This window comes from Chenggangzhangella methanolivorans, from assembly GCF_042648545.1.
Lineage (GTDB): Bacteria > Pseudomonadota > Alphaproteobacteria > Rhizobiales > Methylopilaceae > Methylopila > Methylopila methanolivorans.
Genome location: NZ_JBHRXS010000006.1, coordinates 324252 through 345768, shown reverse-complemented (window position 1 = coordinate 345768; position 21517 = coordinate 324252). Strand labels below are relative to the sequence as shown.

38 protein-coding genes are annotated in these 21517 nt (G+C 70.6%); 20 read left to right on the top strand and 18 right to left on the bottom strand.

All coding sequences use genetic code 11. The annotated features are described in order from the left end of the window. Positions 1 to 6: 6 nt before the first annotated feature. The 3 genes from ACFOWB_RS12880 to ACFOWB_RS12870 are packed head-to-tail and all read right to left on the bottom strand — an operon-like array spanning position 7 to position 2524. Positions 7 to 927, bottom strand: coding sequence for a hypothetical protein (locus tag ACFOWB_RS12880; protein WP_261402613.1), 921 nt, complete (start codon positions 925 to 927; stop codon positions 7 to 9). A 38-nt stretch (positions 928 to 965) separates the two neighbouring features. Beyond that, the gene (locus ACFOWB_RS12875; RefSeq protein WP_378147666.1) at positions 966 to 2084 is read right to left on the bottom strand and encodes a helix-turn-helix domain-containing protein; all 1119 of its coding nucleotides are present in this window, start codon (positions 2082 to 2084) and stop codon (positions 966 to 968) included. Next, positions 2081 to 2524 carry a hypothetical protein gene (locus tag ACFOWB_RS12870; protein WP_261402610.1) on the bottom strand — a complete coding sequence of 148 codons (444 nt, stop codon included), beginning with the start codon at positions 2522 to 2524 and terminating at the stop codon, positions 2081 to 2083. Before ACFOWB_RS12870 ends, ACFOWB_RS12875 begins: the two co-directional genes overlap by 4 nt. 50 nt (positions 2525 to 2574) lie before the next feature. On the opposite strand from ACFOWB_RS12870, the gene ACFOWB_RS12865 reads away from it, so the two are divergent. Continuing rightward, positions 2575 to 3324 carry a hypothetical protein gene (locus tag ACFOWB_RS12865; RefSeq protein ID WP_261402609.1) on the top strand — a complete coding sequence of 250 codons (750 nt, stop codon included), beginning with the start codon at positions 2575 to 2577 and terminating at the stop codon, positions 3322 to 3324. A gap of 23 nt (positions 3325 to 3347) precedes the next feature. On the opposite strand, the gene ACFOWB_RS12860 is transcribed toward ACFOWB_RS12865, so the two are convergent. The 3 genes from ACFOWB_RS12860 to ACFOWB_RS12850 are packed head-to-tail and all read right to left on the bottom strand — an operon-like array spanning position 3348 to position 5739. Next, the gene (locus ACFOWB_RS12860) at positions 3348 to 4028 is read right to left on the bottom strand and encodes a hypothetical protein (RefSeq protein WP_261402608.1); all 681 of its coding nucleotides are present in this window, start codon (positions 4026 to 4028) and stop codon (positions 3348 to 3350) included. Next, positions 4025 to 4948 (bottom strand): phosphoadenosine phosphosulfate reductase domain-containing protein, encoded by a 924-nt coding sequence (locus ACFOWB_RS12855; RefSeq protein ID WP_261402607.1) that lies wholly within the window; start codon positions 4946 to 4948, stop codon positions 4025 to 4027. Before ACFOWB_RS12855 ends, ACFOWB_RS12860 begins: the two co-directional genes overlap by 4 nt. Beyond that, positions 4945 to 5739, bottom strand: a complete 795-nt coding sequence (locus ACFOWB_RS12850; RefSeq protein WP_261402606.1) for a hypothetical protein — start codon at positions 5737 to 5739, stop codon at positions 4945 to 4947. Before ACFOWB_RS12850 ends, ACFOWB_RS12855 begins: the two co-directional genes overlap by 4 nt. A 68-nt stretch (positions 5740 to 5807) precedes the next feature. On the opposite strand from ACFOWB_RS12850, the gene ACFOWB_RS12845 reads away from it, so the two are divergent. Beyond that, positions 5808 to 6503, top strand: a complete 696-nt coding sequence (locus tag ACFOWB_RS12845) for a hypothetical protein (protein ID WP_378147662.1) — start codon at positions 5808 to 5810, stop codon at positions 6501 to 6503. 14 nt (positions 6504 to 6517) lie between these two features. On the opposite strand, the gene ACFOWB_RS12840 is transcribed toward ACFOWB_RS12845, so the two are convergent. From ACFOWB_RS12840 to ACFOWB_RS12795, 10 genes are all read right to left on the bottom strand, one after another. Then, a complete protein-coding gene (locus ACFOWB_RS12840) occupies positions 6518 to 6832 on the bottom strand; it encodes a hypothetical protein (RefSeq protein ID WP_378147660.1) in 315 nt (104 codons plus the stop codon). Further along, entirely contained in the window at positions 6829 to 7590 is a 762-nt protein-coding gene (locus ACFOWB_RS12835; protein ID WP_378147658.1) for a hypothetical protein, read from the bottom strand. Before ACFOWB_RS12835 ends, ACFOWB_RS12840 begins: the two co-directional genes overlap by 4 nt. A 67-nt stretch (positions 7591 to 7657) precedes the next feature. Then, on the bottom strand, positions 7658 to 8224 hold the full coding sequence (locus ACFOWB_RS12830) for a hypothetical protein (RefSeq protein ID WP_261402603.1): 567 nt from the start codon (positions 8222 to 8224) through the stop codon (positions 7658 to 7660). A gap of 2 nt (positions 8225 to 8226) precedes the next feature. Then, positions 8227 to 9162 carry a YfdQ family protein gene (locus tag ACFOWB_RS12825; RefSeq protein WP_261402602.1) on the bottom strand — a complete coding sequence of 312 codons (936 nt, stop codon included), beginning with the start codon at positions 9160 to 9162 and terminating at the stop codon, positions 8227 to 8229. Positions 9163 to 9225: 63 nt separating this feature from the next. Next, positions 9226 to 9576, bottom strand: coding sequence for a hypothetical protein (locus ACFOWB_RS12820; protein WP_261402601.1), 351 nt, complete (start codon positions 9574 to 9576; stop codon positions 9226 to 9228). 5 nt (positions 9577 to 9581) lie between these two features. After that, positions 9582 to 9947 (bottom strand): hypothetical protein, encoded by a 366-nt coding sequence (locus ACFOWB_RS12815; RefSeq protein WP_261402600.1) that lies wholly within the window; start codon positions 9945 to 9947, stop codon positions 9582 to 9584. Then, positions 9944 to 10147 (bottom strand): hypothetical protein, encoded by a 204-nt coding sequence (locus ACFOWB_RS12810; RefSeq protein WP_261402599.1) that lies wholly within the window; start codon positions 10145 to 10147, stop codon positions 9944 to 9946. The genes ACFOWB_RS12815 and ACFOWB_RS12810 overlap by 4 nt, the downstream gene beginning before the upstream one ends. Next, a complete protein-coding gene (locus ACFOWB_RS12805; RefSeq protein ID WP_261402598.1) occupies positions 10144 to 10503 on the bottom strand; it encodes a hypothetical protein in 360 nt (119 codons plus the stop codon). Before ACFOWB_RS12805 ends, ACFOWB_RS12810 begins: the two co-directional genes overlap by 4 nt. A gap of 367 nt (positions 10504 to 10870) precedes the next feature. After that, a complete protein-coding gene (locus ACFOWB_RS12800) occupies positions 10871 to 11680 on the bottom strand; it encodes a hypothetical protein (RefSeq protein ID WP_261402597.1) in 810 nt (269 codons plus the stop codon). A 91-nt stretch (positions 11681 to 11771) separates the two neighbouring features. Further along, positions 11772 to 12029 carry a hypothetical protein gene (locus ACFOWB_RS12795; RefSeq protein ID WP_261402596.1) on the bottom strand — a complete coding sequence of 86 codons (258 nt, stop codon included), beginning with the start codon at positions 12027 to 12029 and terminating at the stop codon, positions 11772 to 11774. A 146-nt stretch (positions 12030 to 12175) separates the two neighbouring features. Between ACFOWB_RS12795 and ACFOWB_RS12790 the strand changes: the two genes are divergently transcribed. Beyond that, the gene (locus ACFOWB_RS12790) at positions 12176 to 12910 is read left to right on the top strand and encodes a LexA family protein (RefSeq protein ID WP_378147655.1); all 735 of its coding nucleotides are present in this window, start codon (positions 12176 to 12178) and stop codon (positions 12908 to 12910) included. Here the strand turns inward: ACFOWB_RS12790 and ACFOWB_RS12785 are convergent. Together ACFOWB_RS12785 and ACFOWB_RS12780 are read right to left on the bottom strand one after the other, a co-directional pair. After that, positions 12877 to 13314 carry a hypothetical protein gene (locus tag ACFOWB_RS12785; protein WP_378147652.1) on the bottom strand — a complete coding sequence of 146 codons (438 nt, stop codon included), beginning with the start codon at positions 13312 to 13314 and terminating at the stop codon, positions 12877 to 12879. The two genes, ACFOWB_RS12790 and ACFOWB_RS12785, sit on opposite strands and share 34 nt — an antisense overlap. Beyond that, positions 13311 to 14051, bottom strand: coding sequence for a hypothetical protein (locus ACFOWB_RS12780; protein ID WP_261402593.1), 741 nt, complete (start codon positions 14049 to 14051; stop codon positions 13311 to 13313). The genes ACFOWB_RS12785 and ACFOWB_RS12780 overlap by 4 nt, the downstream gene beginning before the upstream one ends. 218 nt (positions 14052 to 14269) lie before the next feature. Between ACFOWB_RS12780 and ACFOWB_RS12775 the strand changes: the two genes are divergently transcribed. From ACFOWB_RS12775 to ACFOWB_RS12695, 17 genes are read left to right on the top strand one after another with little or no spacing between them, the layout of a single operon-like run. Beyond that, a complete protein-coding gene (locus ACFOWB_RS12775) occupies positions 14270 to 14500 on the top strand; it encodes a hypothetical protein (protein WP_261402592.1) in 231 nt (76 codons plus the stop codon). After that, a complete protein-coding gene (locus ACFOWB_RS12770) occupies positions 14497 to 14805 on the top strand; it encodes a DUF7673 family protein (protein ID WP_261402591.1) in 309 nt (102 codons plus the stop codon). Before ACFOWB_RS12775 ends, ACFOWB_RS12770 begins: the two co-directional genes overlap by 4 nt. Beyond that, positions 14805 to 15059, top strand: coding sequence for an acyl carrier protein (locus tag ACFOWB_RS12765; RefSeq protein ID WP_378147649.1), 255 nt, complete (start codon positions 14805 to 14807; stop codon positions 15057 to 15059). Before ACFOWB_RS12770 ends, ACFOWB_RS12765 begins: the two co-directional genes overlap by 1 nt. Next, the gene (locus ACFOWB_RS12760) at positions 15056 to 15412 is read left to right on the top strand and encodes a hypothetical protein (RefSeq protein ID WP_378147647.1); all 357 of its coding nucleotides are present in this window, start codon (positions 15056 to 15058) and stop codon (positions 15410 to 15412) included. Before ACFOWB_RS12765 ends, ACFOWB_RS12760 begins: the two co-directional genes overlap by 4 nt. Then, complete coding sequence (locus tag ACFOWB_RS12755; RefSeq protein WP_261402589.1) at positions 15402 to 15620, top strand: hypothetical protein; 219 nt, start codon at positions 15402 to 15404, stop codon at positions 15618 to 15620. The genes ACFOWB_RS12760 and ACFOWB_RS12755 overlap by 11 nt, the downstream gene beginning before the upstream one ends. 3 nt (positions 15621 to 15623) lie before the next feature. Next, on the top strand, positions 15624 to 16058 hold the full coding sequence (locus tag ACFOWB_RS12750) for a helix-turn-helix domain-containing protein (RefSeq protein ID WP_261402588.1): 435 nt from the start codon (positions 15624 to 15626) through the stop codon (positions 16056 to 16058). Then, complete coding sequence (locus ACFOWB_RS12745) at positions 16055 to 16618, top strand: DUF3310 domain-containing protein (RefSeq protein ID WP_261402587.1); 564 nt, start codon at positions 16055 to 16057, stop codon at positions 16616 to 16618. The genes ACFOWB_RS12750 and ACFOWB_RS12745 overlap by 4 nt, the downstream gene beginning before the upstream one ends. Then, positions 16615 to 17244 (top strand): HD domain-containing protein, encoded by a 630-nt coding sequence (locus tag ACFOWB_RS12740; protein ID WP_261402586.1) that lies wholly within the window; start codon positions 16615 to 16617, stop codon positions 17242 to 17244. The genes ACFOWB_RS12745 and ACFOWB_RS12740 overlap by 4 nt, the downstream gene beginning before the upstream one ends. Next, positions 17241 to 17387, top strand: coding sequence for a hypothetical protein (locus ACFOWB_RS12735; protein ID WP_261402585.1), 147 nt, complete (start codon positions 17241 to 17243; stop codon positions 17385 to 17387). The genes ACFOWB_RS12740 and ACFOWB_RS12735 overlap by 4 nt, the downstream gene beginning before the upstream one ends. 3 nt (positions 17388 to 17390) lie before the next feature. After that, entirely contained in the window at positions 17391 to 17672 is a 282-nt protein-coding gene (locus ACFOWB_RS12730; protein WP_378147643.1) for a hypothetical protein, read from the top strand. Positions 17673 to 17674: 2 nt separating this feature from the next. Continuing rightward, entirely contained in the window at positions 17675 to 18166 is a 492-nt protein-coding gene (locus tag ACFOWB_RS12725; protein ID WP_378147641.1) for a hypothetical protein, read from the top strand. After that, positions 18159 to 18404 (top strand): hypothetical protein, encoded by a 246-nt coding sequence (locus ACFOWB_RS12720; protein ID WP_261402582.1) that lies wholly within the window; start codon positions 18159 to 18161, stop codon positions 18402 to 18404. Before ACFOWB_RS12725 ends, ACFOWB_RS12720 begins: the two co-directional genes overlap by 8 nt. Next, complete coding sequence (locus tag ACFOWB_RS12715) at positions 18401 to 18751, top strand: hypothetical protein (RefSeq protein ID WP_261402581.1); 351 nt, start codon at positions 18401 to 18403, stop codon at positions 18749 to 18751. Before ACFOWB_RS12720 ends, ACFOWB_RS12715 begins: the two co-directional genes overlap by 4 nt. Then, on the top strand, positions 18748 to 19257 hold the full coding sequence (locus ACFOWB_RS12710; protein ID WP_261402580.1) for a hypothetical protein: 510 nt from the start codon (positions 18748 to 18750) through the stop codon (positions 19255 to 19257). The genes ACFOWB_RS12715 and ACFOWB_RS12710 overlap by 4 nt, the downstream gene beginning before the upstream one ends. After that, the gene (locus ACFOWB_RS12705) at positions 19254 to 19736 is read left to right on the top strand and encodes a hypothetical protein (RefSeq protein WP_261402579.1); all 483 of its coding nucleotides are present in this window, start codon (positions 19254 to 19256) and stop codon (positions 19734 to 19736) included. Before ACFOWB_RS12710 ends, ACFOWB_RS12705 begins: the two co-directional genes overlap by 4 nt. After that, the gene (locus ACFOWB_RS12700) at positions 19733 to 20224 is read left to right on the top strand and encodes a helix-turn-helix transcriptional regulator (protein WP_261402578.1); all 492 of its coding nucleotides are present in this window, start codon (positions 19733 to 19735) and stop codon (positions 20222 to 20224) included. The genes ACFOWB_RS12705 and ACFOWB_RS12700 overlap by 4 nt, the downstream gene beginning before the upstream one ends. Then, positions 20221 to 21504 (top strand): hypothetical protein, encoded by a 1284-nt coding sequence (locus ACFOWB_RS12695; protein ID WP_261402577.1) that lies wholly within the window; start codon positions 20221 to 20223, stop codon positions 21502 to 21504. Before ACFOWB_RS12700 ends, ACFOWB_RS12695 begins: the two co-directional genes overlap by 4 nt. Positions 21505 to 21517 lie beyond the last annotated feature (13 nt).

Here is a 21517-nt window from a genome sequence, read left to right as displayed (position 1 = left end):
CGCGCGTCAAGAGCCTCTCGCGCGCCTTTTTCGACGCCCGCTCACGGGCTCCGGCTCCGGGCTCCGAATCGCGCGCAAAACCCTCGGGACCGCCGCCTCGCCCGTCTCCCATGGCCGCAGCGGCGCGCCGCTCTCGCACAGCTCCACGCTGTCGAGCCCGCCGCCCTCACGCACCGTCTCAAGAACCATGTCCAAGCCAGCTCGCCACAACTCATATTCTCCCCGCGCCGCCACCAGCCCTGCAGGGTCCGGATCGAGCCGCCATTTCTGATAGGCGCCCGGAAACGGCCGCCGGCGCTTCTCGTCCCAGCCGTCGGCCTCCACCTCCCACGCCGCCGCGCTCGGCACCGGCGAGGCGACCGCCACGCTCATGCGCCGGAACCAGAGCGCCCGGCCCTTCGGCCCGCTCACGAGCCGCGCCGCTGGCTTTTCGCCCCGCCAGTCCGGCGCGCCGCCGAGCGAGGCCCGCACCGCGACGAGCCGCGAGAGCCGCGTGCGCGGGACGAGCCGGACCTCGCCGGTCTCGGCGTCGGTCTCCTCCGCGCAGATCGCCGCGAGCCCCCGCCGCACGGCCTCGCGGCCGAGCTCGCCAAGGCCGTCGAGCCCGTCGCCGGTCCCGCCGAAGTCGCCGAGCGGATCCCAGCCGGCCGGCAGCGCCACCTCGAACGCGTCGAGCCGCTCCACCGCCTCCCCGATCCGCACGGCGTCGGGGTGGGGCGCGTCCCACGCCCTCATGTCGATCACGCAGCCGAACCCGTTCACCGGCGGCTGCGCGTCGACGCTCGCGAGCAGCGCCCCGAAGGCCGAGACCGCCCCCCAGCTGGAGGCGAGCGCCGCCTCGCCCCCGCCGATCGTGTGCGCCTTCGGCAGTTCCTGCCGATAGGCCCAGCCAAGCGCCTGCTCGATCGTCATCCGCTTCTTGGTCATCGCCGTCCCCGCTCACCCTGCCCGCGGTCTCGCCGCCGTCACGCCACCAGTTCGTCTTCGCCCTCGTCCGGCGGGTCGTGGTCCGGCAGGAACACGAACATCGCCTTGCCGCTGAGAAGCACGCCGAAATCGGCCCCTCGCTCCCGGAACCAGGCGAACCAGCGCCCCGCCCGCTCGCTGTCGCTCGGCGTCGGCCGCAGGGTGTCGGCCAGCGTCTCTGCCGCCTCGCGCGCTTCGGGGTTCGCCGGCCGCCAGCCCACGCGGCTCTGCGCCAGCGTGATGGTCTTGCGAAGCTCGAAGCCCGTCACGCCGGCCTTGGCGCGCATCAGCTGCCCGGCCCACCAGATCTTGGTCAGCGGGTCGAACACGGCCGCCGTCGCGCCGGGCCGCGCCGCGCCTCCCCCGGCCGCCTGCGCCTTCGCGGCCTCGACCGCCGGCTCCCAGCGCCGCCGCCGCAGGAAGGTCTCGCCGCTGATCGTGATCTTGCGGCGGTCGGCCTTCAGCGCGGCGAGAAACACCGGCGCGCCCGCCACCGCCGCGGCCCGGCTCTCGGCGTCGAGCGCCCGCATCGCCGCCTCGACCGACATCGCGTCGTCGGTCGGCGTCGTCGGCCAGATCGGCCGGAACGCGGCGAGCCGCGCCTCCACGTCCCGCTCGTCGGCCTCGGCCGCCTCGCGCCGCGCTTCGGCGTCGCCCTCGTCCTCTCGCCCAGCCCCTTGCCTGTCCTGCCCGCCAGCGCCCGCGCTCTCTCTCCCATTCGTTTTTTTAGGGGACGTTCTTATGCCCGCCCGCCCATGGAACGGGCGGGCCCCCGCCCGCTCATAGGGCGGGCGGGCCCGCCTCACCGGTGAGGCGGGGGGGTCGGCGTCCTCCACGTCGAGCACGACGCGATAGGCGTTGACCGAGGTCGCGCCGTCGTCGCGCAGCTGCGCCAGCCGCTCGATCCAGCCGAACTCCTCCAGCCGGTCGAGCGCGCGCTGCACCGTCGCGCGGCCGCATCCGAGCTGCTCGGCCATGGTGGCCTGGCTGCGATAACACCAGCCGCTGTTGTCGCTGTGCGTGCCGAGCAGCCCCAGCACCTTGAGATCATAACGGCCGTCCAGCCTCGGGTCGCAGATCGCGCCCGCCGGAATCACCGAATAACGCGGCCCGCTCATGCTCGTCCCCTGCGTCTGAAATCGTCCGGCGCGATCAGCACCGCCGGCAGTCCCGCGGCCTCGGCGTAGGCCGCCGCCGCGCGGCGCGCGCCCTCCCCGTCCACGAGGCCGAGCAGCTCGGCGACGCTTTCGGGCGTCATCCTGGTGAGGCCGAGCAGCCAATAGGCGCCGGCGTCGACGAAGCCTTGCGTGCCGGGCCGCGCGATCGCGCGCGCCACGACGGCCGTGACGTCGGAGGGCGCGTAAGGCCCGCCGCCCGCGGCCAGCACGGCGAAGTCCGGCAGCGCCGCTTCCGCGCCCGCGCGGGCCTCGGCCGGCGGCGCGATCGGCTTCGGCCGCCCCGCCGCCATGCGGGCGCGCGCAGCCTTGCGACGCGCCGCCATCTCGGCATGGGTCGTCGGCCCGTCGAGCGAATAGCCGGCGTAAGCTGGCGCGCTCATGCCGCGGCCCTCCGCTCGACGAAACACAACCGCCCGGCGATAGTCCGCCGATGAGCGACGTTCTGTTCTGGATTCTCTTGGTGGTGTCGGCCGTCAGCGGCGTGATCGCGCTCGTCCGGTCCGTCAGCAACCTCGCCAAGGGTTTCGAGGTGAGCGGCTCGCTCGGCGCTCTGGCCACGCTTGCGGCAGGCGGCGCGGCTGTGGTCGCTGCGATCTATGCAATCGAGCCAGCGCAGAAGTCGCTCGACCAACTCATTCGGCAAAACGCCAACGCTGCGCTCGACCGCGTCGACAAGCAGATCGCCGAATTGCAGGAAGAGATCAGCTTCGCGGCCGGACATGGCCCAATTGGTCAGTCCTACGAAGCGGCGGCCAATGCCCTGAGACGACGCGAATACTCCAATGGAGAGTATTTGCAGCTTTCGACTGATATCGAAATGCTCCGCGAATCCATACGAAAATTTCGCTTCCGTAAGCCGACTGAAGGCACTGTCTGGAATCTCCTCGAAGCAATAGATTTCGTAGCGCTTCCATCTCTCGTTGAGGCGTTGAAAACTGCTGAGTACGCCGACAGATTTGCAAAGGAACTTGATGAAGGGGCCAAACCTGACGATCCTCGCGTCAAACCGGCCATTCAAAGTCGGGAAGATGCGCGTCGTGCCCTTTTCGAGGCGATGAACATCTACAACCGTGACCGCGGCCTCTGGATTGCAGCTGTCGGCAGACGCCTCGTAAGTTTGTTTAAGCGTCGCGACGAGCTCTCGGCGCAGGTGATCGGCGAAGTCGACGACGCGCGTTAACGCGGCTGAGCGGCGGATCGCGCTCATGCCGCGCCCCCGAACATGTCGCTTTGCCCGATCGTCACGCGGTCGAGCATCAGCAGGCGCGTGTCTCCCTCGCGCGTCGGCCCGTCCCAGACGTACCAGGCGTGCAGCGCCGGCTGCGCGCCCTGCCCGGTGAAGTCGAGCCGCCAGCGCATCAGGTAGACGCGCGCGGGCGGCCGCCGCGACCAGGTCGGGCCGAGCCCGCCCGCGCCGCACCAGTTCAGCGGCATCAGCAGCGCCATGTAGTCGACGCCGAGCCCGTCGAGCGCATGGGCGATCCAGCGCGCCTTGCCGTGGCCCCACGAGCTTTCGTGAAACGGCGGATTGGTGACGATCGCGCCCGCCGGCGGCGCGGCGAAGTCGAAGAACGAGCGCACGGTCGCGCCGCAGCCGCGGTCGACGAGGTCGCTCGCCACCACGTCGAGGCCGAAAGCCGCGAACACGCGCAGCATCGCGCCGTCGCCCGCCGCCGGCTCCCAGATTGTCCGGCCACGCAACCGGTCGATCTCGGCCGCGCAAAAGGCTTCCGTGGCCTCGGCCGGCGTCGGCTCGAACCCGTCCTTTTTGCGCGGGCGCTCCGCCACCTTGGCATAGGCACCGGTCTCTTCGTCGCGCACTGCGACGGGCTTCGCCGTCTTGCCGGTCGCGCGGAACAGCCCGCGGGCGGAGGGGGCCTTCATTCCGCGGCCTCGAGCGATGGCGCGCAGATCAGCCCGCATTCGACGTCAAACTCGAGATCATCGTCGTCGCCCAGCAAGCCGGGCATAAAGGGCTGCGTCGTAACCTCACGCTCTAGATCGGCGTAGCTGTATTCGGTGACGAAGCGGCGGCCGGTCGCCGTCGCCTTAGCCGATCTGGCGGAGATCGAAGCCTCGCGGGCTTTCCACCAGTCCGCCATTCCGGGATTGTCGCGGATCAAGCGCTTCAAGGCGCCACGCGACTTCAGCATGCAGAGGTCGCAGTTGCCTTCGTAATCGCGCAGCCCAAGGTCAAAACCCTGCGGCAACGGCATCAAGGGCGCCAGCGGGTCGGTGTTCTCGCCAAGCCAGAACGGCATGACGTCCGCTCGCTTGGTGTGACGCGCCCGCGCCATCGGCATCAACGTCGTCCAGCGCTCCTTTCGGCGCTCATTGGCGACGTGCTGCTTGATGATCCGGTGGCCTTCGTCGTAGCGAAGCCCGATCACGTTCGCCCACCGCTCCCAACCGAGCGACATGGCGAAGTGCTTCATCGGACGAACCTTGAGCTCCGACGTGCAAAACCGCGTGACCGCGTTCGGCAGATAGCCCTTGGCTGCGATCAGAGCTTCGAAAGGCTCGCCGTTGCGGCTCGCGCTGTTGAAGCTAACCTTCTCGAACCCTGCTGGCCGATACTCCAGCCAGTGAATTCGAACGCTCCAACGAACGCCGCATTCATGGACAAAACGCAGCGTTTCGGCCCGCTCCCTGCCGGTGTTCGCGAACGCCACGACAACGTCTTCCGGCAGCTGCCCGTCATGCGCGCGCAAGATCTCGTGCAGCATGAAGGCCGACGTGCGCCCACCGCTGAAGCTGATGAGCGCCGGCCCCTTAATCCGGTAGGCGGGATGAGGCGCGCTCACTTGCCGTACCCCGCCGGCCAGACATAGGGCTTGCCCTTCGGCGCCGCCGTCGCGGGCTTCGCCGAACGGCTCTTAGACGACGCGCGCTTGGCCTTCGGCGCGGCCTCGACCTTCACCCCGCCAAGCCGCGCCAGCGCCTCGGCCGCGCGCGCGACGAGGTCCTGCGCCAGCCGGTCGACCGCAAGGTCGCGCTCGCGCCTCGCGTGATCGCGGTCGGCGATCGCCTCGCTCGCGCTCCGCCGCGCCGCCGCGAGCTCGGCCTCGAGCCGCGTCACCTCGCCCAGAACCTCGCTCTCGCGCCCGGGCGTGGACGCCGCCGCGGCGAGCCGGGTCTTGAGGTCGGAGATCGTCGCCTCGAGCGCCGCCACGCGCCGCTCGTGCCGGGCCTGCGCGTTGCGCTTGATCAGCGCCTCGGAGGTTTCGGCCTCGCTCGCCTGCCGGCGCAGCGCCAGAACCTCGCCGTTGAGCCGCGCGGTCTCGGTCTCGGCCGCCACCAGCGCCGCCTTGCTCTGGCCGAGCGCGGCTTCGAGATCGGCGATCCGCCTGCCCTGCGCCGGGTCGACCTTCGGGGCGCTTTTCAGCGCGAGCGCCGCCTCGAGCCGCGTGATTGTGGCCGAGAGATCGCGCAAGCGCTCCGCCGCCTTCGCCTCGGCCGTGGCAAGCCGCGCAGCCGGAACCATCTCGCCGCCGGCCGCCATCCGCGCCGCGCGGTCCTTGGCGCGAGCCTGCGTCTCCGAAAGCGATCCCGGCGCCGCCAGCCGGTCATAGGGCGTGCCGCTGAGTCGCGTCATGCGCACCGCCTGTGCACAAAGCGAGCGCCGCTCTCGACGGAACGCCGTCGCGGTCTCAGGCTTTGGCAATGGGCCCGAAAACCGCTTTCTGTTTCCTGACCGTCGGCTTCGCGCTGACCTTCGTGCTGCTCTATGTGTGCGTCGCCCACATCCTCGCGAATGACGAGTTCGCCGGCGAGGCGCTCGGCGCGATCGCGACTTTGCTCGGCGTCTACGCCGCTCTTGGCGCCGCGTGGTTCTCCCTGTCGGGCATCAAGGGCCAACTGTCGGAGATGCGCAGGCAGTCGGCCGCCACAGCTCTGCAGGCTCTTCAGCCGGTTTACAGACGTCGACTTGCTGAGGCGAAGGCGATTGCAGACGTAAAGCCAATATTTGACGAGATGCGCCAAGTTTTCGCAACAGGAATAACCGGCAGACTGCTGGCGGAAAGAGGCGCAAATTACGCAGATCGGCTCGACGACATTCGGAGCCGGCTTGCGGACGTGGCGCTCGAAGAGCCGCACGGCATTGGACTCAACATCACGCGCGTGGCTGCTGAAAAAGCAATCATGCAAGTGTCTCAATTTATTCGAGATGGCCTCGAAATTGTTGAAGACGAAGGCGAGTTCACGACCATTGTGACAAGAGCTAGCGCTGATAAGGTCAAATTTACCTTCGAAGCTGCATTCCAATATGTTGAAACGCACAAAATCGCTGCGCTTGATGATCTCGATGAGATTGTCATTCGCACTGATGCGCTCACGAAAATTGCAATTAAGGCGTAGATTTAAGATCGCGCTCAAAACGGCCTCCCCTCGAACAGCGGCCCGAGAGCCTGCGCCTGCGCGCGGCGGCGCTTCGGCCGGGCGCGCGCCACCAGCGCCCGCGCCCGGTCCTCGAACTCCCGCTTGAGCCGGGCCATCTCGGTCCGCAGGCTCGCGCGCCTGGCGTCCGCGGTTGCCGCCCGCGCCTCGGCTTCCGCCGCGCGCGCAGCCTCGAAATCCGCCCGCGCCCGCTCGAACACGAGTTCGGCGCGAAGGTCGCCGGGCCGCCGTTCATGGACCTTGCGGGCCTCGCCGAGCGCCCGCGCCGCCGCGTCGAGCGCCGCGCTCACGAGTCGACCTCTTCGATGTCGAAGCAGTCGGCCGGGTCGGGCTCGGGCTTCGGCTGGTCGACGTTGCGGCGCTGGACCGCGAAACCGTAGACCGCGACCCACGGGTTCGCGTCCCAGGCGCCCGCGCCGTTGATGACGTTCCAAAGCTCGCGATAGCCCTCGCGGTAGGAGCCTTTGCGTTCCGGCTCGAACGCGCTCGCCAGCTTGGAGCTGCTGGCGTACTGGCCGCAGCCCTCCGCGATCGCGTCGTCTTCGCTGATGTCCTGCAGCCGCTCGACGCGGACGTCCGTCACCTCGAGCGTGAGCCGGCTCGCCCATCGCGGCATGTGGATCGCGGCGCGGTCCTTGATCCCCAGCCGCTCCTGCGTCGCCGCGTAGCGGATCCCGCACCACAGCGGAATGCGCTCGGGATTGAGGTCGCGCGGCCGGCAGCCGTCATAGATCGAGCCGATCGCCCAGGTCTCGCGCACCCAGAGCAGGTCGCCGGGCTGGACCTTGGGATAGATCCGCGCCCATGAGCCTTCCTCTTCGCCGGCCCACGGCGCTTTCAGATACGGGCCGGGATGACCGGAAGGCGACGGGCCGCCGTCCACCCACGCGCGATGCCGGTTGAGATCGTCGAAAGCCCGTCCGAATGGCCAGCTGCCGCCGTTCCACAGCGTGTTCGCGCGGCTGAGCGCCCGCCGCGTCTGCGTCTTGGTCCCGTCGAGCAGCGCGCGGACCATCGGGCCCTTGAATAGGATCGAGTGGACGCTCATCGCCGCCCCCAGATCGCCGCTACCAGCGTCGCTGCATTTTTTGAAAGATCAGCGATATCAACGTGTTTCACCGAATGTCTCCCGTGAAACAATCCGGCCCCGCAGCCGCTGCGGTCCGCACATGGCTGGTGACGGCGACGTTCGCGGCCGCGACCTCGTAGGGGTCGGCGCCCACGCGCGCGGTCGCGTCATGCGGGTGAAGGTCGAGAAAGCCGCAGAGCCGGAAGAACGCGTCGGTCGAGACCGCCCGCCCCTGCTCGGCGCGCACGAAGGTGGCGGGCGAGAGATGGACGCGGGCCGCCGCGTCCCGGATCGCGATGCGGTCGACCTCGCGCTTGATCACGAGGCCGACGGCGAGATGCCACCAGGCCACGGGCCCGGCGACCGCGCGCGGCGGCCGGGCGAGCTCGCGGAGCGGCGCGAGGCTGACGGGGTCGACCTTCAGCACGGCGCAGAGCGCGAGATGCGGGTCGGCCGAGAGCGCCCGCCGAGCGATCGCGCGGGCGAGGTGGCGCACGCCGATGCCGTCGACGAGGCACACCGCCCGCGCCGCCGCGTCGTTGGGCGCCAGCCTCTCGGTCAGCGCGCCGAGCTTGGCGCGCTGACCGGCGGAAAAGCCCTCGGCCGCCGACATGGTCAGAGACCCGTCGCGGCTTCCGGCAGGCCCTCGAAGGCCGGCAGACCGGTGTCCTTCGAAACCCGCTCAAGGTCGTGCTGCACGCGCTCGCGCAGCCAGTATTCCCAGCGATAGAGATGGAACGACCACTTGATCGCGCCCTCGAGACGGTACCGCAGCCGCGCCGGGATGCGCACCGGATCGCCGTCGAGGAACGCCGGCACCGACACCATGAAGATGCCCGGCACCACCACGGGCTTGCCGGTGCGGTCGTTGTGCTCCTCGACGAAGTTGAGCTCGGTCTCGCCGGTCTGGAGGCGGACCTTGTTTTTGACCTGGTAGCTCGCCGTCACCTCGAGCTCGCGCGAGAGCGTCAGGATCTCGTTCGGATTGCCGAAGGTCGCCTTGAAGATCCGCTCATATTCGGACTTCTCGCCGTCCTCCGGAGAGGCGAGCTCGGCGGCGTGCTCCTCAAGGAACGCCGCGAACGCCGCCTGCTCCATCGGCTTGCCGTTCTGCCCGTGCCAGGCCCGGAACTCCTCCGAGATCGGGAAGGCGTATTCGACGCGATGGCGGCCGTGTCGCGGCGCGCCGTCGACGTCGTGATAGTCGAGCACGGCGAGAAGCTTCGGGTTCGGCCAGCGCGTCTCGGCGAAGATCGCCGAGCCTTCGTCCTTGTGGCGGTTCACGAGGTCGACGAAGGACTGGGCGGTCAGGATCCGCGCCGTTCCCTCGCGGGCCCGCGGCGCCTGCCGATAGGCCTCGATCACATGGTCGATCGCCGAGGCCGTGTGCAGCTTCGGGTCGTAGAGCACCGGAACCTCGGCCGGCAGGCCGGGGCCAAGCCCGTCGGTTTTCACGCCGATGATCTGCGCATCGACCGCCGCCTGGGCGAGATGCGCGATGTCCTTCACGGCCGACGAGGTCGGCAGGTCGTTCGAAGAATGCTGCGCCATCGGGCGCTCCTTTCAGGCTGGCGGGGGAGAGAAGCGGCGGCCGGCCGAAACCGGCGGCAAGCGTCAGGCGCGCTCGTGCGCGGGCTCGTGGCGTGAGGCGCCGACCTCGCGCGGCTCGAGCATGTCCATCTGGTTCGGGTGCTGCGTGGTGATCTCGCCTTCCCAGAGGAAGAACGGCGTCCCGCGGAAAGCTTTGTCGTCGGGAAGCTTCACGACGATCTTCGGGACGACGTTGATCATCTCTTTCTGCACCGCGATCTCGACGGTGAGCGTGATCGTCGCCTTGCCCTTGCCTTCCGGCGCGACCTGCAGCGCCTCGATCGACTTGGCGAGCGCCTCGTCGCAGGCCTGCTCGAAGCGGTTGCGCTCGATCAGCCCGAGCAGCTGGAAGAACTTGCGGATCGTCTTGGCCATCTGCGTCAGGCTCCGGCGGTCTGGCGGGCGAGCGCCCGCGCGTTCTGGCGGGCCAAGGCCCGCGCTTGGGGAAGGGCGGCGAGCACGCCGAGCGGCGGCAGGCCGAGGCGGCGAGCGAGGACGAGCGCTGCGCCGTCGCAGGCGCGCGCCTCGCCGCGCAGCAGGGGCGCGAGCTCGGACGGCTGGACGGGAGAGAAGCCGGGAGCGCCCAACCCCTGCCCCGCCGCAGCCTCCGGCGCGGGCGCCTGCGCGCCGTTCAGAGGCGCAAGAGCCGCAGGGGCGACGGCGGCGAGGCTGGCGATCCCCATCCCCGTCCTCGCCGCCGTCTCCGGCGAACGCTCCAGCGCGCCGTTCGAATTTCTGGTCGTCATCGCGCCGCCTCCTCGGCCGCGCGGTCCTCGGCCTCCCGCGTCTCGGCGATCGACTTCGCTTCGGCGTCGTACCGGTCGGCGCGCTCCCGCAAGGCGCGGCCGCGCGCGAGCGCCTCGCGCACGATGCGGCGGCCGCGCTCGCGCAGGCGGTGCGCGCGCCAGAACAGCCAGATCTCTCGAAGGCCGCGGCGGGGGCTCACGCGAGCTCGTCCCGAAGCGCGACAAGCGCCGCGATCTCGTCGTCGAGGCCGCTGCGCTGCTGTTCGCGCGCGAGCGCCTCAAGTCCGTCGGGCGCGTGCGGCCCGAAGGTCGCCACCAGCAGCGCCGAGCCGTAGGCCTCGGACAGGTGGATGAAGTTGTCGAGCGAGGGCGCGCTCTCGCGCTCCAGCATCCGCTCGATCGTCTTCACGGCGATCCGTCCGCGCGTGTCGGCGTGGACGTTCTGCGCCGTGCGCGCCGGGTGAAGCGCGCGCAGGAACGCGCAGACCCGCTCGCCCGCCGACAGATGTTGGACGTTCGCCCACGAAAGTCGGCGAAATCCCAATGCATGTTGCATGTCGATCTCCGATGCTTTGCGCATCGGAGCCCTCGCGACGGCCCCCCGGGCCCGCGTCGGAGAGGAGGAACGCATGCTGGAGACAAGCGCGGTCATGGGCGGCAACCCGGAGCGCGCGGAAGTAAGATCGGTTGAGAAAAGCCCGGCGCATTCGCGCGCCGGCAGTCGAGGAAACGCCTGCCGCCGTCCAGGGAGAACGAGAGACGGCCGAGAGGCTCGAGGACGCGCGCGGCGAGCGCGCGAATGGGGTGCGGCCGACCCGGCAGGCGAAAACCGGACCGGCCGCGCGCGCGGAAATACGCCCGCGCGTCCGAGGCGGCGTCGGGGGACGCGCCGCCGCGAAGAAATTGGTTTTGGACCGCCGCGCTCATGGCGTCGCCTGCCGAACGGCCGCGACGCGGCGGGCAAGCTCGTTCAGCTGATGCCGCTCGGTCACGCCGAGGCTGTTAAGTCCCTGACGCTCCAGCTTGGCGAGCGCGTCGGCCGCCTTCACCATCACGAGGACGTCGTCGACCCCCGCCACGGCGCCGGCGCCGCTCCGGCGCAGGACGTCGCCGCGCTTCAGCGGCGCGGCTGCGCGGGCGTAGTGGCGGGCGCGGTCCAGCATCGCGGCGAAGTCCGCGAGCGAGAACATCCGCGGGCTCAGGCCCGCGCGGTCATAGAGCACGACATTGAGATCAGCCCCGGGAGCAGCTTCTTGATCCTCGCCCGCGACCGCGCCGCCGCCGACTGGCGCTTCTTCGCCCGCCTCGCCGTCCGGCTCTGCCTGGCGCTCGCCGCGACGCTCATCGCCGCCGGCCGCGCGCGGGAGCTCCGCGAGGTCCTGCGCATCCACGGCCGCGTCGAGGCCGAGCGCCTCCAGACGGACGAGGTCCGCGGCGCGGCCAAGGATCTTCTTGGCGATCTCGTCGACATCGCCGAGCGGCCCGGCGACGCCGAGGCCGTCCTGGCTCGCCACAAGGCGCGTCACGCACAAGGCCGCGGCTGAGGCCGCATGACCGGCCTCGACCAGCGCGACGTTGGAGAGATGGGCGAGATAGGCCTCGAGCGTGATGGCGTAGGCCCGGCCGTCGATCGAGACCGGGATCTCGCGGGTCCCGATCGCGGCCGCGATCGCGTCGATCAATTCGGCGCGCTCATGCGGCGCGTCGCGGCGGGAGTTGGCGTTGCGGATCACGGCTGCGGCTCCCGCGGCCAGGCCACGACGAGCGCCACGGCGCAACAGCCGAGCGTCACGAGCGCCAGAGCGAGGCAGACATCCGCGACGCTCATCCGACCGGCTCCGGTTCGGGCGCTAGGGTCGCGTCCTCCGGCTTCGCCGCTTCGAGCCGCGCCCGATGAAACCCCTCCGGCGTGACCTTGCCGCCGCTCGCGGCGCGGGCCCGCTCCTTCAGCGCGGCCGGAGCCTCGGCGAGGCCGAGCGCGTAACGGCGCGCCTGCGTCGCGGTCGCGACGCAGAGGCGCTCGGCGAGCTGCTCATAGGTCAGCCCTTCCGAAATCCGCCACTGCTCGAGCGTGAGGTCCATGCGCGAAGCTCCTTCGCGCAAAACATGTCCAATTTCGACATAACCTGTCAAGCGTCATGTCGGGATCAGCAATGGCCGACGATGTCGAATTCCGACATATCATTGCTATGAAAGCGAAAACCCCTGGCGGGTCCGCCCCGATCCTCATGCCGAAGAAGCGCGGTCGCGCCGCCAAGCCTCGCGCCGCCGATCACGGCGACCTGCCGAACCGCATTCGCGAGTTGCGCGAGGCCGAGGGACTGTCGATGGCGCAACTCGGCGCGCGCATGGGCGACGTCGAGGCCTCGACCATCAACAAGCTCGAAAAGGGCGACACGCTCGTCAACACGCGCTGGATGAAGCGGCTGGCCGACGCGCTCCGGGTCGACCCGATCGAGATCCTGTTCGCGCAGCCGAAGATGCGCCGCGTCAAGGTCGTGGGCGCGGTCCAGGCCGGCGTGTTCGTCGAGGCGATCCACTGGCCCCACCCCGACGACGTCTATGAGGTCGCTGTCCCGGACGCGCCGGAACTCGCCGACATCCGCCTCGAGGGCTACGAGATCCGCGGCCCGTCGATGAACAAGGTATATCCGGAAGGATCGGTCGTGGTCGTCGCCTCGATCTTCTCGAGCCGCGAGCAGCTGGTCTCGGGCGCGCGCTACGTCGTCGAGCGCATCCGGCCCGACGGCGAGCGCGAGGGCACCTGCAAGCTGTTCGAGATCGACGCCGCCGGCCGGCGCTGGCTCATCCCGGAGTCCTTCGACCGCTCGTTCCAGCCGATCCCGCTCGACGACGACGCCTTCGAGAACGGCGAGCTCGTCCAGGCGATAGGCCGCGTGATGTGGTCGGTGAAGCGGGAGACGCCCGACTACCAGGCGAATTTCGGCGCGGCCCGCCCGTAGACCTTTTTGTAGATCGTCGCGGCCTTCGCCACGGCGGCTTGCTTTTCGGTCCGGCTGAGCTTGGCGGCGCAGTTCACGTCGAGATTGAGCGTGTCGGACTGGTCGACCTCGCTCGCGCCGCTCTGCACGATGACGATGCGCCAGGCGCAGCCGGTGAGCCGATCGACCCGGATCGAGTCGTCGCAGCCCGTCAGCAGGCAGAACGCGACGTTGCGCTGCCCCTGATAGTCCCCCTTCCAGGCGCGCGCGATGTCGCCGGGCAACGTCTCGCGGGTCTGCTCGCAGGAGCGATACGCGTCGGGCTGGGGACATTCCGAGGCCGGCGCCACCATCTCGGGCGTCTGCGCGACCGCCGGCGCAAGGGCGACCGCGAGCAGGAGCGCGGCGAGAAGCGCGCGCCTCATGCCGCCACCCCGTAAAGCGCTTCGATCGCGCGCCGCTCCTCGAACGAGAGCCGGTCGTCGGCCGCCACGAGATCCTCGATCGCAGGCCCAAGCAGCCGCAGGACCGCGGGGTCGGCGGCGAGCCGATCATAAGCGTGGGCCGCATGGCCGGCCGAGGGCCGCAGCGCGGTCAGCGCCACCCCGATGCGCGCGAAATCGGCGTCGCCCAGCATGACGCCGTCCAGCTCGGCGACACGGTCTACAAAGCGCAGCATGGACTCGATCTCGTCATGCACCACCCCGTCGGACGCGGCGATCGCGGCCAGCACCGCGAGCCCGTCCTTGGCCCTTCGCAAGGTGGCCCGCATCGGATCGTCTTTCCGCGAAAGGCCGAAGCCTTCGAAGAAGGTGACGGCGTCGGCGATGATCTCGCCGGTCCCAAGATCGATCAGCTCGACCATGCGGTCGGCGCGGAACAGCCGCGGCTCAAACCGCAGCGTGCAGAACGCGCTGACATAGCAGACCTCGCGATCGAACCAGCCGCGGCTGAAGCGGACGATCCGCTTCGTCACCTCGGATTCGCCCTCATAGATCAGCGCGCAGGCGAGCGGGCTGAGCCTGACCGCGGACGCCGGAGCGCCGCGCAGCATCATCGAAACAGGATCACCGATCCCTGCATTGCTGAAGAAGCCCGGCGGCGGCCCAAGATTTTCACCGCACCGCGCCGCCAGCCAGTCCCGCGCCTCGTCGTGATCCATCGCTCGCCCCGAAGACTTCGCGCGTCGCTAACCCCCGAGCCGCCCGCGCGCACGCGAGAGTGGCACAGCCATACCCGCCGGCCATGGCTGATTCGGACAGACTGAGCCGCCAAGCGCGATCCACCCCGCGACGATATGTCGAATTTAGACATTTTCTCTCTTGACGATTATGTCTGATATCGACATGCTTTCTCCATCAACCGCTGATGGAGCCGCCGATGTCTCTTTGCCTGTCGCCCGCGCCGCGCGCCAAGGAAGTCCGCGCGCCCGGCTCCCGCGCCGTCACCCTCGCCGACATGGTCGAGGCCGCCCGCAAAACGATCTTCCGGCGCGGCGAGCTGCACGAGTCCGACCTCGAGCTCGCCGGCTTCACCAAGGCCGAGATCGCCGAGCACCGCGAGACCGTGCTGGCGCGCCTGCGCCGCGAGGCCCGGAGGCTCGACGCGTGAGCGCGGCGCTTTTCCCCTCGGGCGTCGAGGCCTATGGGGCGCTCGCCCGCCTCCTCGACGTCGCCATCACCGACACCGGCCAGGGCCGCCGCTGCGCGAACTTCGTTCTGGCCTGGTGGAACGCCGGCCAGAACGGCGGCTTCGACCTCTCCGACCTCTGGAACGTCGACGACCGCCTCACCTCCGACATGACGACGGTGTTCGCCTATGTCGCCCGTACGCCCGGCGGGACCTATCCGGTCGATTACCGCGACGAGATCGAGCGCGTGATCGCGCTGCACCGGCCCGCCGCGGAGGCCGCGTGATGGCCGACACGCTGGAGCGACTGCGCCGCATCGCCGTCGACGAGCAGGGCGTCGACGCCGCCGCCTTCACGCTCGAAGCCGAGTTCGAAAGCTTCGGCCTCGACAGCCTCGACATGGTCGAGCTGCTGATCTCGATCGAGGAGGAGTTCGGGATCGAGGTCCCGGACGCGCAGTTCGAGGGCTGGCGCACCGTCGGCGCCGCGGTCGGCGGGATCGACGAGCTGACAGCCACAACCCGCGGAGCCGCCGCATGAGCGCCGCGGCCCTGCGTTCCGCCTCGCCCCGCCGCCCGGCATTTCGCCTCGCCGATCTCGAACCGAAGGTTCTGGGCGTCGCGCTCGAGGGCCTGCTGGACGCCCGCCGCGACCGGCCTCGCGCGCTCCGCGCCGTCATGGTGCTGGACCAGGTCGCGCGCCTGCCCTCGCCGGGCCTGGCGAAAACCGCGGCGCGCGCCGCCGACGAGATCCGCCGCGCCGTCGGCCACCTGCCGCCGGCCGCCCCGGCCGTCGCCCCTCGCCCGTGCTTTCCCCGCCCGCTCTCGCCCGCCCGCGCGCTGCAACAGGCCGTCGAGCGCGCGTTTTCCGGAGGTTCCGCGCATGCCCTCTGAGCGTTTCGTCTGCCGATCCTGCGACGGCCTCGGCGCCCGCCTCGTCCGCGAAGCCGGCGAAGTCACCTTTGCGCCCTGCGCCTGCCAGGCGCCCCGCGAGGCGCACGAGCCCGCCGCCCGGCCGCGGCTCGCGGCCTCCGCTCCGCATCCCTCCGTCTTTGCGCTTCGCCGCCCGGCGCCGCGCCTCACCCTCGTCAAGGGCTTTTGAGCCATGCTGCAGACCCTCGCCCGCCCCATCGTCGCCAAGCCCTCGAGCCTGGCGCCCGACCCCATCGACGTCCGCGTCGGCGCGCGCATCCGCCTCGGCCGCCGGCTCGCCGGCTTCAGCCAGACCAAGCTTGGCGAGGCCGTCGGCGTCTCGTTCCAGCAGATGCAGAAATACGAGAAGGGCGTGAACCGCGTCGCGGCATCGCGCATGGAGAAGATCGCCGCGGCGCTCGGCCGCCCGATCGCCTGGTTCTACGCAGAGGGCTCGGATTACGACGCCGCGGAGAACGACGAGGAGGCGCTCGCCTCGCTCGCCGAGCGCGACGTCGAGTTCCTGCGCGATCTCTCCCGCCTGGGCGACCGCCACTTTTTCATTGTCAAGCAGATGGCCGCCGCCCTCGCCTCTCAAGGCGCCGCCGGCCAGGAGCGCGCGGCGTGAGCTCGGCGGTCAACTCGCCCTCGCATTACCGCCGCGGCGGCTTCGAGCTCGCGCAGGTGATCGACGCCTTCGAGCTCGACCGCTGGGAGACGCAGGCCGCGCAATATCTCTTCCGCGCCAAGCACAAGGACGGCGGCGCCCATGAGGCGCAGGACCTCGCCAAGACGATCGCCTTCCTGATCCACGCGCTGACGCTGAAGTCGCCCGCGACGCTCGAGCGGTTCGAGGCCTTCGGGTTCCGGCTCACGCGCGGCGGCGAGGCGGATGTCGATTTTCAGCCCGCCAGAATTCCGCCGCTCACGCGCTCGACAGCGCTGTCCCTGGTGTCGCTGGAAGACACGCTTGAGGCGTTTCTTGGCGAGAGCCGCGAGGTCGTGCTGGAAGGGCTCACCGCCGCGCTCGCTCTGCAGGGGCGGCTGCGGCCGTCGCTCAAGGGCAGCGTCGGCGACCAGACCGCCGGACTTCCGGAAGACGATCCAGCCGTCTCGGCGATCTGCAACGCCGCCGAAGCGATCGCGCACGAGCGCGTGATCGTCGCCGCGCGAGGTCGAGCGTCATGAGCGCCGCCGCACAGCTTTACGAGGCCGGCTCGCGCGGGCCCGAACTCTTCATGCCGTGGGCCGACGGCGGAAAATGGGACCTGCTCGCGCCCGATCCCGCGACGCTGCGCTGGCGCGACCTCGCGCTGCGGCTCGCCCGCATGCCGCGCTTCGGCGGCGAGACCGACTGGTCGCTCGCCGAGCACATGATGCTGGCCGCCCGTCTCGCGCCGCCGGAGGCCCGCGGCCACGCGCTGCTGCACGACGCCCACGAAGGGATCTTGGGCGACTGGGTCACGCCCGTGAAGTCGGCGCTGAAGCGGCTCGGCGGGCCGCCGGTGCGCGTCGCCCTCGGCGAACTTGAGCGCCGCTCGGCCGCCGCCGTCCACGCCGCCGCGGGCCTGCCCTTCCCGCCGCCCGACGCGGTCGCCCGCGCGGTCGACGAGGCCGACCGCCGCGCGCTGTCGACCGAGCGCCGCGACCTGTTCTCGCCCGCCTACTGCGCCGGCTGGGGCGAGAATCTGCCCGACCCTGCCCCGCTCCGCGACGGCCGCCTGAAGCCCAAGCGTGCGCCCGAGGCGATCGCCGAGGCCTGGCTCACGGCGCTGGTGATCCACGCAGGCTTGAGCCCGGAGACAGCCCGATGACGCTCGAACATCAGCAGAAGCTCGCCCGCCGCAATCCGTGCTTCGCGCCGGAGGACTGCGCCAACACGGCGTTCGGCTGGCGGCTGCCTGCGCCCTTCGACGACGCCAGCGTCATGCTGACGCTCAACGTCGGCATGGAGTGAGCGGTGTTCTTCGGCGGCGCGCCCCTCTGGCACGCGAGCGTGGTCCTCTGGGACCGGCTCACCCGCCGCCCGAAGCCGGTGTCCAGTTGGACCCAAGCCGACCGCTCCCGCGCCGAGACCGTCGCGAGCAACGTCCTTGCGGGCGTCGGGATCCCCGATCGCACGCGATCCGAAACCTTCGAGCTCGGCCTGCATGTGCGGCGGGAGACCACCGGCCAGGAACGGGACTCCGTCTTTAAGACGCCGCGCGGCCGCCGCGCCGCATGGGCCCACGAGAGAGGCTGAACATGCCCAATCGCAAATGGATGCCGAGCCACCTGCAGGACGAACAGGTGCCACCGCCGCGCGACAGTCCGTCCGACTGGATCATCGGTCCCGCCGGCGACTGCTGGCTGATCGCCGGTGACGAGAGCGCAGACGCCGAGGGCCGCGAAAACTCACGCCGCGCGATCGCCCCGGGCGAGACGCTCGACTTCGACTGGAACGAGGCGGGCGAGGACTTCGAGGCGCTCATTCGCGCCGACGGAACCTTCGAGTTGCCCGCCGGCGGCGAGCCGCCCGAGGCGACGCATTACTGGATCCCCTACGACTCCGACACGATGGCTTTCAGCTGGAAGGACTTCGTCGCGGCGCAGGCCCAGGTCGCGAGCGCCGACGGCGACCTCGTGGAGGTCGAGGCCTACAGCTGGTCGGAAGCCCCGGTCCCGCACCGCCTCGTGGTCGAGAACGGCGCGGCGCGGTTCGAGCCGGTCGAGGCGGAGGCCGCCGCCCATGTCTGACGCGCCGACCGCCGACCCGCGCATGTCGCTTACCCTGAAGGACCGCACGCTTTACGGGTCGAACCCGGACCGCGAGGCCGAGCTCGCCCGCCGCGCGCTGCGCGCCGCCGAGGCCGACTATCTCGGCTGGCCCGCGCCGGCCGCCGCCCCCGGCCCGATCACCGACGACCAATGGGCCGACGAGATCGCCGCCGGCGTCGCGGCGGGCCTGAAAGCCCGCGCCGGAGGGCGGCGATGATGGCCGAGAGCGCGTGGTTCTACTTTGGCTGCGTCGACGTGATCGGCCACGGGTCGCACGACGAGAAGCTGCGCCGCGTCTATGACCGCCGGTTTGACAGGTACGACGCCCAGCTTTGCCCTGAGAGCCGCGCGGGATACGTCGCGCGCGTCACCCGACTGCCTGCCATTGGGTTCACCGCGCTCGCCTTCTGGGATTACACGGTGGACGCCCGCGGAGGCTCGAACAGCGCGTTCTTCGCGCCGACGCTGACGATCGAACCATTCGAGATGCTCGAAGAGGCTCGCAAGCGGTTCCCTTCGATCTTTCTGCGCTGCCCGCCGATCTCGCTGGAGCCGCGCCCATGACCCCGATCCAGCGCGATCTCGCCCGCCATGCGCTCGGCCTGCCGAACGCGCGGTGCCGCTCCTACCGAAACCACTTCGGCGGCCCGCGCGGCGAGGACCTCGAGGCGTGGTCCGCGCTTGTCGCCGACGGCCTCGCCCGGCGCTTCGGGGGATCGTCTCTCACCGGAGGCGACGACTGCTACGTGCTCACCCGCAAGGGAGCGCTGCAGGCGCTCGTGAAGAACGAGCAGCTCGACCCCGAGGACTTCCCGTCGCCCGAGATGGTCGCCGCTCTGCGCCGCCTCTCCGAAACCGGCACGGCGACCCACTGGATCGCCAAGGCCTGCAGCCTCGACACGGCCGCCGCGCGCCGCTTCTTGAAGCGCCTCGCAAAGGAGGGCTTCGTCGAAGGGATCGTCGGATCGAACGACTGGGCCGTGCGCACTTGGCGCATCACCCCGCGCGGCCAGTGCGCTCTCCGGACCTTCGACAAGCGCGCCGCAGTGGCGGAGTTCGGCCAGCCATGACGAACCTTCCCGCCCTCACCGTCTGGCAGCCTTGGGCGTCGCTGATCGCGATCGGCGCGAAGCCCTATGAATTCCGCGGCTGGCGCGCGCCCCGCGCCTATCAGGGCCGCCGCATCGCGATCCACGCCGCCGCCCGGCCGGTGAGGATCGCCGAGGTCGTCGAGATGATCGAGGACCTCACCTCGGACCGGGCCTGGACGACGTGCCTCGACGCCAAGCTCGCGCTGCCGGTCCTCGAGCGCGTTTATCGCGACCCAAAGATCCTGCCTCTCTCGGCGGTCGTGTGCACCGCCATGCTCGGCGTCCCGCGCCACGGCGACGACATCGCCGCCGAATTCGGCGGCCCGGTGAACGACAGCGATCGCCACGATCACGCCCACTGGGGCTGGCCGCTCACCGACGTCTTCGTGCTGGAGCCCCCGGCCCCGGCCCGCGGCGCCCAGGGGTTCTGGACATGGACCGACGTGAGGCTGGCGTGAGCGCCGCGGCCGTCGCGCTCGTCGAACTGTCCTGCAGCGTCCGGCACGTGTCGGACGCGACGGTCGTGATCGAGCATGACGGCCGCATCACATCTCTGCCGCGCCGCGCCGTTGAGGAGATCGGCCCGCGCTTCGTCCTGATCCCGCAGGCGATCGCTGCGTCCGTCTCCGAATCCGCCGTCGAGCCGCTCGACGAGGCGGCGCTCGCCCGCCGCTTCGGCCGCTCGCGCGACTGGGTCTATCGAAACATCGCCCGGCTCGTCGCCGAAGAGGAATTTCCGCCGCCGCTCTCCCGCTTCGGCCACCGCCGTTATGCGCGGGAGGCGGTCGACGCCTGGTTCATGGGCGAACGGCCGAAGCCCCGGTCGGCCACGCCCGAGCCACGGCCCGAGCCGCGGCCCCAGGCGCCCCCCGCCCCGGCGCTCGCCCTCGACGAGGCCGACGCGCAGGAGTGGCGGCGCGCGCTCGCGGCCGAGTATGGCGCTTGACCCTCGCCGTCGGCGGTCGTGAGATGCCGGCCTCCGCCGCCCGAGCGCCCGACGTGCCGAAGCTCAAGCTGAAAGTTCCCTACCTCGTCTGGCGCGACGGCCGGCCCCGATGGGTTCCGGGCCCGGCCTTGCGCGCCAAGGGCGCGAAGGGCGCAGACCTCAAGAGCGCCGAGGGCGCGTGGCTCGGGCTCGAGGCGGCGATCGAGGCGGCGCGCAAGCTGAACGCCGAGATGGCCGACGCCAGGCCGTTGACCCCAAAGCCCGCGGCGCGCGGCGCGAGCGTCGTCGACCTCGTCGAGGACTACATGCGGTCCGACGACTTTTCGCGCCTCGCCGCCACCACGCAGGACACCGCCCGTTCGAAGCTGCGCGCGATCAAGTTCCGCCCGGCCCGCCACGGCGAGCCCGAGACCCGCGAGCTCTTCGGGCTGTCGCCCGCGCGCGCCATCGGCAAGCCGGAGGCCAAGGCCTTCTTCGAACATTGCCGGAAGACCCGCGGCCTCGTCTCGGCCCGCCACATCATCATGCTGGTCTCGGCCGCATGGAAATGGGGCTCGACCTCGACCACGTGGCGGCTGACGGGAGAGAACCCGTGCCACAAGCTCAACCTTCCGACAGCCGACGCGCGCATCCGGGTCGCGATCGAGGCGGAGATCCGCGCGCTCGACGGCGCCGCCGAGGCGCTCGGCCTCTGGTCGGTGGTCGACGCCGTCTACCTCGCGCTCTTCAGCGGCCAGCGCCAGACCGACGTGCTGCTGCTCGCCGACCCGTTCGGGTCGAACCGATCGGCGGCGGACCGCGCCGCCGCCGGCGAGCCGATCCGCCTGCGCCAGAAGAAGACCGGCGCGGTGGTGGCTGTGTTCTGCGCGCCGCCGCTGGTCGCCCGCCTCGCCCAGATGGAGGAGCGCCGGCGCGCGCGGGCCGTCGTGCGCGACGAGCTGCTGGTCGACGAGCGCAGCGGGGCGCCCTTCGTCAGCCGCAGCCAGTTCGACAAGCGCTGGCGCGAGGTCCGCGATCTCGCGATCGCGGGCGACGCCGCGCGCGGCCTCGAGCCCTGCCCAAGCCTCAACACCCTCACCTTTCGCGACCTGCGCGACACGGCTGTGACCTGGCTTTTCCGCGCCGGCGCGAACTACCCCGAGATCGGCTCGATCACCGGCCATTCGCCGGCGACGATCATCACCATCCTCAAGCACTACCTGCTGATCGACGAGACCGACGCCAGGCGCGCGAACGACAAGCTGACGGCCTGGCTGGCGGCGCAAGGAATGAGGCTGTAGAACGCCGCCCGAA

Coding starts and splice junctions, on each gene's coding strand:
- ACFOWB_RS12880 (WP_261402613.1), bottom strand. CDS start 927: ATGACCAAGAAGCGGATGACGATCGAGCAGGCGCTTGGCTGGGCCTAT.
- ACFOWB_RS12875 (WP_378147666.1), bottom strand. CDS start 2,084: ATGAGCGGGCCGCGTTATTCGGTGATTCCGGCGGGCGCGATCTGCGAC.
- ACFOWB_RS12870 (WP_261402610.1), bottom strand. CDS start 2,524: ATGAGCGCGCCAGCTTACGCCGGCTATTCGCTCGACGGGCCGACGACC.
- ACFOWB_RS12865 (WP_261402609.1), top strand. CDS start 2,575: ATGAGCGACGTTCTGTTCTGGATTCTCTTGGTGGTGTCGGCCGTCAGC.
- ACFOWB_RS12860 (WP_261402608.1), bottom strand. CDS start 4,028: ATGAAGGCCCCCTCCGCCCGCGGGCTGTTCCGCGCGACCGGCAAGACG.
- ACFOWB_RS12850 (WP_261402606.1), bottom strand. CDS start 5,739: ATGACGCGACTCAGCGGCACGCCCTATGACCGGCTGGCGGCGCCGGGA.
- ACFOWB_RS12845 (WP_378147662.1), top strand. CDS start 5,808: ATGGGCCCGAAAACCGCTTTCTGTTTCCTGACCGTCGGCTTCGCGCTG.
- ACFOWB_RS12835 (WP_378147658.1), bottom strand. CDS start 7,590: ATGAGCGTCCACTCGATCCTATTCAAGGGCCCGATGGTCCGCGCGCTG.
- ACFOWB_RS12830 (WP_261402603.1), bottom strand. CDS start 8,224: ATGTCGGCGGCCGAGGGCTTTTCCGCCGGTCAGCGCGCCAAGCTCGGC.
- ACFOWB_RS12825 (WP_261402602.1), bottom strand. CDS start 9,162: ATGGCGCAGCATTCTTCGAACGACCTGCCGACCTCGTCGGCCGTGAAG.
- ACFOWB_RS12820 (WP_261402601.1), bottom strand. CDS start 9,576: ATGGCCAAGACGATCCGCAAGTTCTTCCAGCTGCTCGGGCTGATCGAG.
- ACFOWB_RS12815 (WP_261402600.1), bottom strand. CDS start 9,947: ATGACGACCAGAAATTCGAACGGCGCGCTGGAGCGTTCGCCGGAGACG.
- ACFOWB_RS12805 (WP_261402598.1), bottom strand. CDS start 10,503: ATGCAACATGCATTGGGATTTCGCCGACTTTCGTGGGCGAACGTCCAA.
- ACFOWB_RS12795 (WP_261402596.1), bottom strand. CDS start 12,029: ATGGACCTCACGCTCGAGCAGTGGCGGATTTCGGAAGGGCTGACCTAT.
- ACFOWB_RS12790 (WP_378147655.1), top strand. CDS start 12,176: ATGCCGAAGAAGCGCGGTCGCGCCGCCAAGCCTCGCGCCGCCGATCAC.
- ACFOWB_RS12785 (WP_378147652.1), bottom strand. CDS start 13,314: ATGAGGCGCGCGCTTCTCGCCGCGCTCCTGCTCGCGGTCGCCCTTGCG.
- ACFOWB_RS12780 (WP_261402593.1), bottom strand. CDS start 14,051: ATGGATCACGACGAGGCGCGGGACTGGCTGGCGGCGCGGTGCGGTGAA.
- ACFOWB_RS12775 (WP_261402592.1), top strand. CDS start 14,270: ATGTCTCTTTGCCTGTCGCCCGCGCCGCGCGCCAAGGAAGTCCGCGCG.
- ACFOWB_RS12765 (WP_378147649.1), top strand. CDS start 14,805: ATGGCCGACACGCTGGAGCGACTGCGCCGCATCGCCGTCGACGAGCAG.
- ACFOWB_RS12760 (WP_378147647.1), top strand. CDS start 15,056: ATGAGCGCCGCGGCCCTGCGTTCCGCCTCGCCCCGCCGCCCGGCATTT.
- ACFOWB_RS12755 (WP_261402589.1), top strand. CDS start 15,402: ATGCCCTCTGAGCGTTTCGTCTGCCGATCCTGCGACGGCCTCGGCGCC.
- ACFOWB_RS12750 (WP_261402588.1), top strand. CDS start 15,624: ATGCTGCAGACCCTCGCCCGCCCCATCGTCGCCAAGCCCTCGAGCCTG.
- ACFOWB_RS12740 (WP_261402586.1), top strand. CDS start 16,615: ATGAGCGCCGCCGCACAGCTTTACGAGGCCGGCTCGCGCGGGCCCGAA.
- ACFOWB_RS12735 (WP_261402585.1), top strand. CDS start 17,241: ATGACGCTCGAACATCAGCAGAAGCTCGCCCGCCGCAATCCGTGCTTC.
- ACFOWB_RS12725 (WP_378147641.1), top strand. CDS start 17,675: ATGCCCAATCGCAAATGGATGCCGAGCCACCTGCAGGACGAACAGGTG.
- ACFOWB_RS12720 (WP_261402582.1), top strand. CDS start 18,159: ATGTCTGACGCGCCGACCGCCGACCCGCGCATGTCGCTTACCCTGAAG.
- ACFOWB_RS12715 (WP_261402581.1), top strand. CDS start 18,401: ATGATGGCCGAGAGCGCGTGGTTCTACTTTGGCTGCGTCGACGTGATC.
- ACFOWB_RS12710 (WP_261402580.1), top strand. CDS start 18,748: ATGACCCCGATCCAGCGCGATCTCGCCCGCCATGCGCTCGGCCTGCCG.
- ACFOWB_RS12705 (WP_261402579.1), top strand. CDS start 19,254: ATGACGAACCTTCCCGCCCTCACCGTCTGGCAGCCTTGGGCGTCGCTG.